Raw genomic sequence first — 12,929 nt, forward strand, 5'->3', positions numbered from 1 at the left:
GTCCGGGGCAGGACGGTGAGGGCGACGAGGACGGCGGCGGCGAGCAGGACGGCGCCGAGGGTCAGCCCGAGCGCGTACCCGTCGTTGAGGGTCGCGGGCGTGACGGTGCGGCCGGTGCGGTCATGGGCGGCGGTGCCGAGGGCCGCCAGCCCGAGCGACGCGCCGATCTGGCGGGAGCTGTTGAGCAGCCCCGAGGCGACACCGGTCTCGCCCGGCGCGACGCCCGCGGTGGCGGCGGCGACGAGCGGCCCGAGGCAGAGCCCGAAGCCGACGCTGCCGACGATCGAGGGCCCGAGGACGTCGGTGGCGTAGCCGCCGTCCGCGCTGATCAGGCCGAACCAGGCGAAACCGACCCCGGTCAGCGCCGCGCCCAGGGCCAGCAGCGTCCGGGGAGCGAGGCGGTAGCCGAGTTTGACGGCGAGCACGGAGCCGGCGATCACCCCCAGGGCGAACGGCAGGAACATGACCCCGGTCAGCGCCGCGCCATGGCCGAGCACCCGCTGCAGGTAGAGCGAGATGAAGTAGAAGGACGAGGCCAGGGCGGCGCCGACCAGCAGGTTGTAGGCGTTGGCCCCGGCCACCGAGCGGTTGCCGAACAGAGCCAGCCGCACCAGCGGATCGCGGGACGTCCCCCGCTCGACGAGGACGAACGCGACGAGCAGCGCCGCGGCGGCCGCCAGGACCGTCACGGTGACGGGCGACGTCCACGAGTACCGGTCGGTGCGGACGACCCCGAACACCAGCAGCGTCAGCCCGCCCGTGGCGAGGACGCCGCCGAGCACGTCCGGGCGTCCGCCGGGCGCGGGAGCGGGCGCGGCGGTGACGCCCCGCCAGGCCATGGCCAGCGCGGCGGCGGCCATCGGCACGTTCACGAACATCACCCAGCGCCAGCTCGCGTACTCGGTGAGCACGCCGCCGATGAGGACGCCGAAGGCGCCGCCGGCGGCGTTCGTCGCGCTCCAGATCCCGAAGGCCCGGACGCGGGCCCGGCCCCCGGGGAACGCCTCGGTCAGCAGCGCCAGCGCGGCCGGGGCCAGCGCGGCGGCGCCGACGCCCTGCGCGGCGCGGGCGGCGACCAGGTGGGCGGGCTCCTGCGCGAACCCCCCGGCGAGGGACGCGATGCCGAACAGGCCGAGCCCGAGCAGCAGCACCCGCTTGCGCCCGTACCGGTCGGCGGCCTTGCCGCCGAGCAGGAGCAGCCCGCCGAAGGTGAGCGCGTAGGCGTGGATCACCCAGGTCACGCCCACCGCGCCGAAGCCGAGGCCGGCGCCGATCCGCGGGAGCCCGACGTTCACGACCGACAGGTCCAGCGACACCATGAACTGCACGACGGCCACCGCGGCGAGGACGAGCCCCGGCCGGGCGTCCGGTGCGGCGACCGGCGCCCTGCCCGCCGATTTCCTGCCCGCCGATTTCCTGCCCGCCGGCTCCCTCTCCCTGACCGTCATCGCGGCCCCCCGAGGGTCGCGTGACGGCTTCCGTCGTTGTCTCGGATCGTGTGCATGCCGGACATCGTGGGCTTCGGGCCGGTCGCCGGTCGTCCTGCGAGGGAAGACACCTCCGGGCGGCACCGGGGAAGCAGCATCCGCCCGTCTACTTCCCCGGGAGTAGTGCTCACTTGCGACGTTCGGCGGAGGCACCCGGCCCGAAGAACGCCATAATCTACGCAGATGAGCTTCATCGGCAGGTGGCGGCCGCTCGCCCTGGACGCCCTGCGCGCCGTCGTCGTGGCCGTCCTGCCCACGGTCTTCGTCATCGCCGCTCCGGGCGCGGGCGCCGCGGACGTCGTGCTCGTCCTCGCCGGCTGCCTCGCCCTCACCCTCCGGGAGCGGGCGCCGCTGGTGACACTGCTCGTCAGCACGGTCTGCATGCTCGCGGTGGTGGTGCACGTCCAGCCGGGCCCGTCGGCCGTCTTCCCCGTCCTGGTGGCGGTGTTCGTCGCGGTCCAGGCCGGCCGCCGGGCGGCTCCGGCACTGGCGGCCGCGGCCTTCCTCGGCGCCGACCTGGCGGTGAACCTGCCCGGTTCCGGCGGCGCCCTGGAGGACCTGGAGAACACCTCGCTGCTGCTCGGCTGGTTCGTGGCCGCGTTCGGGGCGGCGGCGGTGGCCCGGGCACGGCAGGCGTACCTGGAGGAGGCCGAGCGGCGCGCCGCCGAGGCCGAGCGCACCCGCGAGGAGGCGGCGCTGCGCCGCGCGGGCGAGGAGCGGCTGCGCATCGCCCGCGAGTTGCACGACTCGCTCACCCACAGCATCTCGATCATCAAGGTGCAGGCCGGGGTGGCCGTCCACGTGGCGCGCCGGCGCGGCGAGGAGGTGCCGCCCGCGCTGCTGGCCGTCCAGGAGGCGAGCGGCGACGCCATGCGCGAGCTGCGCGCCACCCTGGAGGTGCTGCGCGACCCGGGCGGCGCCGCCGGCGGAGCGGACGGGGCCAGCGGCCTCGACCGCCTCGACGACCTGGTCGAACGGGCCCGCTCGACCGGGCTGCCCGCCACGGTGACGATCTCCGGTGCCCGCCGGGACCTGCCCGCCGAGGTCGACCGGGCCGCGTACCGGATCGTCCAGGAGGCCCTCACCAACGTCTCCCGGCACGCGGGCGGGGCCGCCGCCGCGGTGCGCATCGACTTCACCGGCGACGGGCTGGTCGTGCGGGTCGACGACGACGGCGGCGCCGACCCGGACGCGCCGCCCGTCCCCGGCACGGGCCTGCTCGGCATGCGCGAGCGCGTCGCGGCGCTCGGCGGCCGGCTGCGCGCCGAGCCCCGCCCCGTGGGCGGCTTCAGCGTGTGCGCCGAGCTGCCGCTCGGAGGAGCGGCGTGATCCGCGTGCTGCTGGTGGACGACCAGGCGCTCATCCGCGGCGGCTTCCGCGCCCTGCTGGAGATCGAGGACGACTTCGAGGTGGTGGCCGAGGCCGCGGACGGCGAGCAGGGCGTCGCGCTCGCCGCCCGGCACCGGCCCGACGTCGCCCTCATCGACATCCAGATGCCGGTGATGGACGGCATCGAGGCGACCCGGCTGATCGCCGCCGACGAGCGGCTGCGCGGCGTCCACGTCGTGATCCTCACCAACTACGGCCTCGACGAGTACGTCTTCAACGCGCTGCGCGCGGGCGCCTGCGGCTTCATGGTCAAGGACACCGAGCCCGCCGACCTGCTGCAGGGCGTCCGGGTCGCCGCCCGCGGCGACGCCCTGCTGTCCCCCGCGATCACCCGCCGGCTGATCGGCGAGTACGTCGCCCGCCGCCCCGAGCCCGCGCCCGGCGCGCTCGACGTCCTGACCAACCGCGAACGCGAGGTCACCGCGCTGGTCGCGCGCGGCCTGTCCAACGACGAGATCGCCGCCCACATGGTGATCAGCCCGACCACCGCCAAGACGCACGTCAGCCGGTCGATGACCAAGCTGGGCGCCAGGGACCGCGCCCAGCTCGTCGTCTACGCCTACGAATCGGGCCTGGTGACCCCCCGCCGCGCCTGAGCGCGCGCCGGGCGGCCCGGCATCCGGCCACCGGGTCGTGTCGGCCATGCCGCCGCGCCGGCGGCGCTGCTCAATCCGTGCCGGCGAGGTCGGGGGCGTCCGTGCGCAGCGCCTCCAGGACGGCGTCCATGGCGATGTCGCGCTCGTGGAGGGCGCCGAGGTAGGCGGCGTAGGCGTCGCGGCGATGCTGCCGGCGCCACTGCGCGAACTGCGTCCTGGCCTGGGCCCTGCCGTTGACGACGGCCGCGCCGAGCGTCGTCAGGGAGCCGAGGGCGGCGCCGAGGAGGGCGGCGATTCCTGCGTCCATCGGGACAGTGTGCCTGCGGAAAAGTGAGACGCGGGCCGGGCGGGGGACGGCTACTTGACGCCGGCCTCCTTCATGTCGCGGAGTTCGCGCTTGAGCTCCTTGATCTCGTCGCGGAGGCGGGCGGCGAGCTCGAACTGCAGGTCGGTGGCGGCCTGGTGCATCTGGGCGGTCATCTGCTCGATGAGCGCCTCCAGTTCCTCGCGGGGGCGCTCGCCGACCAGGTCGGCGGCGTGCCGGCCGACCTCCCCCGAACGGGACGCCGTCCGGGACGCGAGGCCGGGGACGGGGGCCTTGCCGCGGGACTGCTGGCGGCCTGCGCCGCCGATCAGCGTCTCGGTGTCGGCGTCCTCGCGGGCGAGGGAGTCGAGGATGTCGGCGATGCGCTTGCGGAGCGCCGTCGGCTCGATGCCGTGCTCGGTGTTGTAGGCCTGCTGCTTGGCGCGGCGCCGGTTGGTCTCGTCGATCGCGCGCTCCATCGACGGGGTGACCGTGTCGGCGTACATGTGGACCTGGCCGGACACGTTGCGGGCCGCGCGGCCGATCGTCTGGATGAGGGAGGTCTCCGAGCGCAGGAAGCCCTCCTTGTCGGCGTCCAGGATCGCGACCAGGGACACCTCGGGCAGGTCGAGGCCCTCGCGGAGCAGGTTGATGCCGACCAGGACGTCGAACTCGCCGGCGCGCAGCTCGCGCAGCAACTCGATGCGGCGCAGCGTGTCGACCTCGCTGTGCAGGTAGCGGACCTGGATGCCGAGTTCGAGGAGGTAGTCGGTGAGGTCCTCGGCCATCTTCTTGGTGAGCGTGGTGACGAGGACGCGCTCGTCCCGCTCGGTGCGCTCGCGGATCTCGTGGATGAGGTCGTCGATCTGGCCCTTGGTGGGCTTCACGACGATCTCGGGGTCGATGAGGCCGGTCGGGCGGATGACCTGCTCGACGACGTCGCCCTTGACCCGGTTCATCTCGTAGCTGCCGGGGGTCGCCGACAGGTAGACGGTCTGGCCGATGCGGTCGAGGAACTCCTCCCACTTCAGCGGCCGGTTGTCCATCGCGGACGGCAGCCGGAACCCGTGCTCGACCAGCATCCGCTTGCGGGACGCGTCGCCCTCGTACATCGCGCCGATCTGCGGGACGGTCTGGTGCGACTCGTCGATGACGAGGAGGAAGTCCTCCGGGAAGTAGTCGAGGAGTGTGTTGGGCGCGGTGCCGGCGCCGCGGCCGTCGATGTGGCGGGAGTAGTTCTCGATGCCGGAGCAGGTGCCGACCTGCCGCATCATCTCGATGTCGTAGGTGGTGCGCATGCGCAGCCGCTGCGCCTCCAGCATCTTGCCCTGCCGCTCCATCACGGCGAGGGTCTCCTCCAGCTCGGCCTCGATGTCGCGGATGGCCCGCTCCATGCGCTCGGGGCCGGCGACGTAGTGCGAGGCGGGGAAGACGTACAGCTCGTCGTCCTCGGTGATCAGCTCGCCGGTGAGCGGGTGCAGGGTGGCGAGCTTCTCGATCTCGTCGCCGAACATCTCGATGCGGACGGCGAGCTCCTCGTACTGCGGGATGATCTCGATGGTGTCGCCCCGGACGCGGAACGTGCCGCGGGTGAACGCGAGGTCGTTGCGGGTGTACTGCATGCCGACGAGCTGGCGGAGCAGGTCGTCGCGCTCGATCTCCTGGCCGACGTGCAGCCGGACCATCCGGTCGACGTACTCCTGCGGGGTGCCGAGGCCGTAGATGCAGGACACCGACGCGACGACGACGGTGTCGCGGCGGGTGAGCAGCGAGTTGGTCGCCGAGTGCCGCAGCCGGTCGACCTCGTCGTTGATCGAGGAGTCCTTCTCGATGTAGGTGTCGGTCTGCGGGATGTACGCCTCGGGCTGGTAGTAGTCGTAGTACGACACGAAGTACTCGACGGCGTTGTGCGGCATCATCTCGCGCAGCTCGTTGGCGAACTGCGCGGCGAGGGTCTTGTTCGGCTGCATGACCAGGACCGGCCGCTGCAGCTTCTCCACCAGCCACGCGATCGTAGCGGTCTTGCCGGTGCCGGTGGCGCCGAGCAGCACCGCGTCCCGGTCGCCGCCCTGGACGCGGGCGGTCAGCTCGGCGATGGCCTGCGGCTGGTCGCCGGACGGCGTCATCTCGGTGACGACCTCGAACGGCGCTACGCGGCGCCGCAGGTCGGTGACTGGGCGCATCGGCTCTCCCCCTGCTCCGGCGTACTCCCTGCTTCCCTGCCAACTGTATTCGGGGGGTGCGACATTCCACGGCCGCGCCGGTCAGGACGCGGGCAGCGGCAGCCGGGCCCGGACGGCGTAGCCGCCCTCGCGGGGCCCCGCCTCGAAGCTGCCGCCGAGGGCGTGCACGCGCTCGCGCAGCCCGACCAGGCCGTTCCCGCCGCTCGGCAGCCGGTGCTCGGGCCGGGCGGTCGGCGGGTCGTTGACGATCTCCACCTCGATGGCCTCGGGCAGCAGGCCGAGGGCGACGCGGGTGTCGGCGGCCCCCGCGTGCTTGTGCACGTTGGTGAGGGCCTCCTGGACGAGGCGGTAGACCGTCCGTCCCACTGCGTAGGGCATGGGGCGCTCCGCGCCGCGCACCGCCAGGTCGACGCGGAGGCCGGCGGCACCGGACTGGCCGACCAGCTCCCGGACGTGGGCGAGCGTCACCGCCTCCTGGGGCAGGGCCTCCTCGCCCTGGCGCAGCACCCCGACGACGTGCCGCAGCTCCTCCAGCGCCTGCCGCCCCATGTCGCCGATGACGGTGGCGGTCTCGGCGGCGCGGACGGGGTCGCGGCCGGCGATCGCCTTGAGGGCGCCCGCGTGGACAACCATCACGCTGATCCGGTTGGCGACCACGTCGTGCATCTCCCGCGCGATACGGGTGCGTTCCTCTCCCCGCGCGCGCTCCGCGAGGAGGTGCTGTTCGCGTTCGAGCCGCGCCGCGCGCTCCTGGAGCGATGCAAGGAGCTGCTTGCGCGCGCCCATGTAGAGGCCGAGCAGCACGGGGACGGCGATGAACGCGATGCCGAAGACGGCCTGCGCGGCGAAGTTCTCGGTCCTCGCCGTCGGCCCCGGGAACGCCAGAGCGGCGGCATAGCCGAGGACGGCGATCGTCAGGACCGTCCGGCGGGACGACGCGTACGCGGCCAGGGAGTAAAGGATGATCAGGCCAGCGAAGGCGCCCGCCCCGGTCACTGTCGAGAAGACGACCGCGAACACGGCGAGGCCGACGGGGTGGACGCGCCGCACGATCAGCGTCAGGCCGAGGACGGCGCTGCACGCCGACACGACGGACGGCGGCAGCCAGAACCGCTGGTCGGCGAACCACAGGAACACCGAGTCGCCGGCGGCCAGGGACACGGCGAGGAAGATGTCGAGCGCGCGTGAGCGGCGGGTCGGCCATGCCCTCGCCAACGCGCCCGCCCACCGGCCCCGCACGTGCATGCGAAGAGCCTATAGCGGGCGAAGGGACGCCATGTCGCGCAAGTCGACGAACCCCTTACCTGCGGGGCTTTTCCGCGGTCCAGGCCCTGCGGTTACGATGACGGCGCCGACCATGCCGTTCGCGGGCCCGCTCCCGTACGCCCCGTGAACGTCTCCGGCACCGCCGAGGACGCCGACCAGGGACGGGGTGCCAGCCGATCATGACCCGCTTCACCAACTGGCTCGGGCAGAACGCCGACGCCGTGATCGCGCTGGTCCTGGCGGTGGTGGTCGCGGTGCTGGGGCTCGGGGTGAACCTGCCGAACGAGAACGAGATCACCAACAGCGGGATCCTCGCCGTGATCGGCCTGCTGGCGACGTCGGTGCTGCGGGACCGGGGGCGGCGCATCCCGGTCGAGGCGGAGGTCCGCGACACGCTGCGGTCGTCGTCGGGCACGCTCGGCGAGCTGAGCGCCAAGCTGACCCGCATCGAGGCGTTCGAGGACGTCCTGTCCGACACCAAGCGCGCCCTGGACGAGACCACGGTCGTCCGCGTCATCGGCGGCGCGCAGGTCGCGCACGTCCTGGAGGAGGCCCGCCGCGACACCGACCGCTGGTTCTTCAAGGGCGGGACGGGCACCTACATCCGCGCGCGGACGCTGCCCGAGTGCGTGGCGGCGGCGCGCAGGGAGCGGCGCACGCTGCTGTTCAGGCTGGAGATCCTCGACCCCACCAACGTGGAGGTGTGCGAGGCGTACGCGCGCCACCGCCGCTCGGTGTCGGACGGCCCGGACGCGACGGGCGAGCCGTGGACGCTGGAGCGCACCCGCAAGGAGGCGTACGCGACGATCCTCGCGGCGTGCTGGCACAAGCAGCGGTTCGCGATGCTCGACATCGACATCGGCCTGGCGCGGACCATGACCACGCTCCGCTACGATCTCGCCGCGTCCCGGCTGGTCGTGACGCGCGACGACCCGCGCGGCGAGGCGCTGGTCGTCGACAGCACGAAGTTCTACTACAGCTGGGTGAGCGCGGAGTTGCAGACCAGCCTGGACCAGGCGCGCCGGGTCCCGGTGGAGCAGGCGAGGCTGGCGCCGCTGGACGAGGAGCCGACCGTCGAGGAGGTCCGCAAGCTCTTCGAGGTGATCGGCATCGACCTCGCGTCCGGCTACACCGACCGGGACGTCATCGAGATCATCCGCAAGGCGCTGCGAGCGAAGGACCCCTACGAGTGAGGTACGAGGAGATCCGCGAGGTGATCCGCGCCGGGACGGCGGCGCGGACGCTGCCGGCGTGGGCGGGGCGCGTCCTCGACGAGGTCCTGGAGGGCCTCGCGGCGGGCGCGCCGCCCGTCCCGGCTGTGCGCCACCCGCTGGGGTTCCTGTGCCTGCCGGTGGAGCGCAGCGGCGATCTCGGCGTGTGCCTGCACATCTGGACGCCGGAGGTGCGGCCGGCCTCGTCCACCACGTCGCCGGTGCACTGCCACAGCTGGGAGCTGCTCAGCTTCGTCCTGTACGGGACGGTGCGGAACGTCCGGATGGACGTGGAGGAGGCCCGGGGCAGGGCGCCGCAGCAGATCTTCGAGGTCGTCAGCCACGGCGACGTGGACGAGCTCAGGGCGACCGGACGCGCCGTCCACTGCTCCCCCGGCGGATCCACCGCCCACCGGACCGGCGAGTCGTACACCCTGCCCGCGGGCGTGTTCCACAGCACCCTCATCGAGGACGGCCAGGACGCGGCCACGGTCGCGCTGGGCCGCCAGACGCCGGGCGGGGGCGACCTGTCCCTCGGCCCCCTGGACACGCCCTCGCACCGCATGCACCGCACCCGTTCCGATCAAGCCGACACCGAGCGCGCTCTGCGGCGTTCCGCGCGCAGGATCGCCGCCGCCCACTGCTCGGCGCGCCGGTAGGCCGCCGCCGGACCCGACTGGAGAGGCCCGATGAGACCCACCACCCCGTCAGCGGCCCTTCCGGTCGATCTCTCCGAGGCCCGCGGCGTGGCGGTGGACGCCGCCGAGGCCGCGGGCGCCCTGCTCAGCGCCGGTGCGAGCGGCCCCCTGGACGTCCGGCAGAAGGGCACGGGCGGGGACGTGGTGACGGCGCTGGACACGGCCGCCGAGGAGCTGATCCTCGGGCGGCTGCGGGCCGCGTACCCCGCGCACCGCATCATCGCGGAGGAGTCCGGTGTCCTGGAGGGGGCGCCGGGCGAGGAGATGGTGTGGCTCGTCGACCCGCTCGACGGAACCAACAACGTGGCGATCGGCATGGCCGTGTACGCGGTGGGCCTGGCGCTGTGCGCGCGCGCCGAGCCGGTCTTGGGCGTCGTCCACGACCCGGTCTCCGGCCGGACGTGGTCGGCGATTCGCGGCAAGGGGACGCTGGGGCCGGACGGAGCCCTCCTGAGGCTGCCCGAGCACCCGCGGCCGGGACGGGCGGACAACCCCGTCCTGGCGTGGACGCAGGGGCATCAGGTCGAGTCGGACGATCTGGTGGCGTTCGCCCTGCGCACGGCCCTGGAGAAGCGGTGCGCGCGCATCCTCCAGCTGTGGGCGCCGCTGGTCGCCTGGACGATGCTCGCGCGCGGCGACATCGACGGCATCGTCGGCTACCTGCCCGAGATCGTGGATCTGCCCGCCGGGGCGCTGCTGGCCGCCGAGGCGGGCGCGGAGTTCCGCCGCCTGGACGGCGGCCCGTACGAGCTGGGCATCGACCGCCCGGCGTCCGAGCTGGGTTTCGTGGCCGCGCGCCCCGACCTCCTGGACCGCCTCCTGGAGACCACGACGGCGATCACCGTGCCCGGCGGCGGCTTCCCCGCCGCCTTCTAGAGCGCTCACCGGGCTTCGGGGCGCTCACTCGGTCAGCAGCAGCGCCCCGACGGAGACAGCGCAGCCCACGACGGCCAGGACGGTCCCCGTGAGCACGAACTTGCGCATCGGCACGCGCACGTCCCACCGCCGGCACCACTCGAACCACAGCAGCGTGGCGAGCGACCCCCACGGGGTGATGACGGGCCCCACGTTCGTCCCGATGAGCAGGGAGAGGAGCTGGTCCTTGTTCGACGGCGGTACGGCCGACTCCCCCGCCACATAGGCGGGAAGGTTGTTGAGGACGTTCGACAGCCCGGCCCCGGAGAACGCCGCCCGGAAGGCCCCCGCGGCATCGCCGTCGTGGCCGACGAAGGCCCGCATCACATCGTCCAGCCCGAACCGTTCGAGGGTGGGGACGACCAGGAACAGCCCGGTCACGAACACCAGGAGCTGCCACGGGACGAGCGCGGGGCGCAGCGCCGACCGGTCGCGCACGGCGAAGGCGGCGACGGCCACGGCGGCGGCGACGGCCGCGGCGATGCCGAGCTGGATCCCGGTGTGCACCCCGGCGAGGATCGCGCCGATGAACAGCAGGCAGGCGACCGCGGTGGCGGAGAACAGCACGCGGTCGCGGACGGGCGCGGGGTCGGGCGGGTCGTAGGAGTCCTCGCCGCGCATGCGCCGGCGCCAGTAGAACGCCCACAGCAGCGCCATGGTCACGGCCAGGACGGCTAGTTGCGGCGCCCACATGCGCGCCGCGAACGCGCGGGTCTCCAGCGCCACCCGGTCGGCGGCGAGCAGGTTCGTCAGGTTGGACACCGGCAGCAGGACGCTCGCGGTGTTGGCGAGCCACACCGTCGTCATGGCGAGCGGCAGGGTCGCGATCCGCGCGCGCGCCGCCAGCGCCAGCATGACCGGTGTGAGCAGCACGGCGGTCGTGTCCAGGTTGAGGAAGATCGTGGTGGCCGACGCGAACGCCACGCACAGCAGGAACAGGGCGGCGTAGTTCCCCCGGCCCGCCCGCGCCATCCGCTGCGCGATCGCGTCGAAGACCCCGGCCTCCTTGGTCAGCTCCGCCAGGACGATCACGCTGAACAGGAACAGCAGCAGCGGCGCGATGCGTCCGATACTGGCCCGCGCCGTGCCGGCGGGCAGCAGCCCGGTGGCGACGAACACGAGCCCCGCCGCGAGGACCCCGATGCGGACCCAGTCGAGAACGCCCAGCGAGCCGGCGGCGCGGCGCAGGGTCTGCATCGGGGGCGGCACGGCCGCCATGATCCCATAACGGGCCCGGACGCCAAGATCCGATCACGGCCCGGCACGCTGGATTCCGGGCCGCGCCGCGCGATACTGGCGGCATGACTCCCCCCGGCGGCCGTCCAAGGCAGGAGCGCCCGACCGACTTCTTCATCAGCTACTCCCCCGCGGACGAGCGGTGGGCGTCCTGGATCGCCTGGCAGCTGGAGGCCGCCGGGCACCGGACGATGATGCAGGCATGGGACTTCGTCCCGGGGACCAACTTCATCGACTTCATGGACCGGGGCCTGTCGGAGGCCAAGGCGGTCGTGGCGGTGCTGTCGCGCAACTACCTGCGCTCCCGGTACGGGCGCCTGGAGTGGATGGCGGCGCTGCGGGCCGACCCCGACGACCCGGCCCGCAAGCTCGTCACCGTCCGCATCGAGGACTGCCCGATCGACGGGCTGCTGTCCACGATCACCTACGTGGACCTCGTCGGCGTCGACGACCCCGACGACGCGCGCGGGCTGCTGATGCGGCGCATCCAGGAGGCCCTCGCCGGGCACGCGCGGCCCCTCAGCGGCCCCGGGTTCCCCGGCGGCGCGTCCGCGCCGCCGGGCGGCGGCGTGCTGCCGGGCCGCCTGGAGGAGCCCGGCGGGCCGCAGGAGCCGGTCGGGGACCGCCCCGCGCGGCGGGCGCCGGTGGCGGCGCCGGCGTTCCCGGCGGCGGGCGGCGGGCCCGAGGCCCGCGAGCGGCTGAGCGTCCTGCACGTCTCGGGGCCCCGGTTCGGCCGGACGCTCGCCGAGCCCGGCGAGCCGACGACGGCGGCCGAGCTGCAGGACCGCGTCTGGAGCGATGTCACCCGCCTCGCCGACTCCGGCGTGCCGCGCCCCGACCTGCTGGTCGTCACCGGCAACCTCACCCACTCGGGCAGCCGCCGGGAGTTCGCGGAGGCGCTGTCGTTCCTGACGAGCCTGCGCGCCCTGCTCGGCCTGGAGGCGCAGCGCGTCGTGGTCGTGCCGGGCACCCACGACGTCACCCGCGCCGCCTGCCAGGCGTACTTCTCCAGCTGCGAGGCCGACGACATCGAGCCGCAGCCGCCGTACTGGCCGAAATGGCGGCACTACGCGGGCCTGTTCAAGGAGTTCTACCAGGGCATCGACGCGCTGATCTTCGACAGCGCGCAGCCGTGGACGCTGTTCCCCGTCCCGGACCTGCGGGTCGTGGTCGCCGGCCTCAACTCGACGCTGCCGCAGACCCACCGCGAGGAGGACCGGTACGGCCGGGTGGGCCGGGCGCAGGCCGCCTGGTTCAACGAGCGGCTCCGCCACTTCGAGGACGAGGGCTGGCTCCGGCTGGCCGCCGTGGAGCACACGCCCATCGCCGGCGAGCCGGGCGCCCTGCGCGACCCGGAGACGGTGGAGATGCTGCTCGGCGGCCACGTCAACCTGTTCTTCCAGGGCACCGAGTCGGAGTTCGGCGCAGTCCCGCTGCTCGGCGGCCGGGGCGTCCCGTCCGTCCCCGCCCTCGGCCCGGGCCGCCACCAGACCGTCGTCGTGGACCGCGACGGCCTGGAGCGCTGGATCCCCGAGGACGCCGGCCGGCGCGGCCCCGAACGCCTCGGCAGGTCCTGGTCGAGCGTCGGCGGAACGTTCCCGCCGCTGCGCGCGCAGACCCCGCCCGCACCGCCCGCCCCGGAAC

At 73.9% G+C, this 12,929-nt stretch carries 11 protein-coding genes; 6 read left to right on the top strand and 5 right to left on the bottom strand.

The features are described 5' to 3' along the window. A partial coding sequence (locus E1284_RS31360) for an MFS transporter (protein ID WP_131943775.1) occupies positions 1-1,448 on the bottom strand: 1,448 nt, incomplete at its 3' end. 222 nt (positions 1,449-1,670) lie between these two features. Here E1284_RS31360 and E1284_RS31365 point away from each other — a divergent pair. Together E1284_RS31365 and E1284_RS31370 are read left to right on the top strand one after the other, a co-directional pair. Continuing rightward, complete coding sequence (locus E1284_RS31365) at positions 1,671-2,816, top strand: sensor histidine kinase (protein WP_131943776.1); 1,146 nt, start codon at positions 1,671-1,673, stop codon at positions 2,814-2,816. Next, positions 2,813-3,472, top strand: a complete 660-nt coding sequence (locus E1284_RS31370) for a response regulator (protein ID WP_165965504.1) — start codon at positions 2,813-2,815, stop codon at positions 3,470-3,472. The genes E1284_RS31365 and E1284_RS31370 overlap by 4 nt, the downstream gene beginning before the upstream one ends. Positions 3,473-3,542: 70 nt before the next feature. On the opposite strand, the gene E1284_RS31375 is transcribed toward E1284_RS31370, so the two are convergent. The 3 genes from E1284_RS31375 to E1284_RS31385 all read right to left on the bottom strand — a co-directional run bounded on the left by E1284_RS31375 (position 3,543) and on the right by E1284_RS31385 (position 7,204). After that, complete coding sequence (locus tag E1284_RS31375; protein ID WP_207924056.1) at positions 3,543-3,779, bottom strand: hypothetical protein; 237 nt, start codon at positions 3,777-3,779, stop codon at positions 3,543-3,545. Positions 3,780-3,829: 50 nt separating this feature from the next. Further along, a complete protein-coding gene (gene uvrB / locus E1284_RS31380; RefSeq protein ID WP_131943778.1) occupies positions 3,830-5,959 on the bottom strand; it encodes an excinuclease ABC subunit UvrB in 2,130 nt (709 codons plus the stop codon). 81 nt (positions 5,960-6,040) lie between these two features. After that, the gene (locus E1284_RS31385) at positions 6,041-7,204 is read right to left on the bottom strand and encodes a sensor histidine kinase (RefSeq protein ID WP_131943779.1); all 1,164 of its coding nucleotides are present in this window, start codon (positions 7,202-7,204) and stop codon (positions 6,041-6,043) included. A 200-nt stretch (positions 7,205-7,404) separates the two neighbouring features. On the opposite strand from E1284_RS31385, the gene E1284_RS31390 reads away from it, so the two are divergent. The 3 genes from E1284_RS31390 to E1284_RS31400 are packed head-to-tail and all read left to right on the top strand — an operon-like array spanning position 7,405 to position 10,010. Further along, a complete protein-coding gene (locus tag E1284_RS31390; RefSeq protein ID WP_131943780.1) occupies positions 7,405-8,418 on the top strand; it encodes a hypothetical protein in 1,014 nt (337 codons plus the stop codon). Next, complete coding sequence (locus E1284_RS31395; RefSeq protein ID WP_131943781.1) at positions 8,415-9,095, top strand: hypothetical protein; 681 nt, start codon at positions 8,415-8,417, stop codon at positions 9,093-9,095. Before E1284_RS31390 ends, E1284_RS31395 begins: the two co-directional genes overlap by 4 nt. 30 nt (positions 9,096-9,125) lie before the next feature. Then, positions 9,126-10,010 (top strand): inositol monophosphatase family protein, encoded by an 885-nt coding sequence (locus tag E1284_RS31400; protein WP_131943782.1) that lies wholly within the window; start codon positions 9,126-9,128, stop codon positions 10,008-10,010. 24 nt (positions 10,011-10,034) lie between these two features. Here E1284_RS31400 and E1284_RS31405 read toward each other — a convergent pair whose 3' ends face one another. Continuing rightward, entirely contained in the window at positions 10,035-11,258 is a 1,224-nt protein-coding gene (locus tag E1284_RS31405) for an ArsB/NhaD family transporter (protein ID WP_424923513.1), read from the bottom strand. Between the two features lie 92 nt (positions 11,259-11,350). Between E1284_RS31405 and E1284_RS31410 the strand changes: the two genes are divergently transcribed. Continuing rightward, positions 11,351-12,929 (top strand): TIR domain-containing protein (locus E1284_RS31410; protein ID WP_131943784.1); only part of this gene is annotated, 1,579 nt, incomplete at its 3' end.

It is taken from the genome of Actinomadura bangladeshensis, from assembly GCF_004348335.1.
Classification (GTDB): Bacteria; Actinomycetota; Actinomycetes; order Streptosporangiales; family Streptosporangiaceae; genus Spirillospora; species Spirillospora bangladeshensis.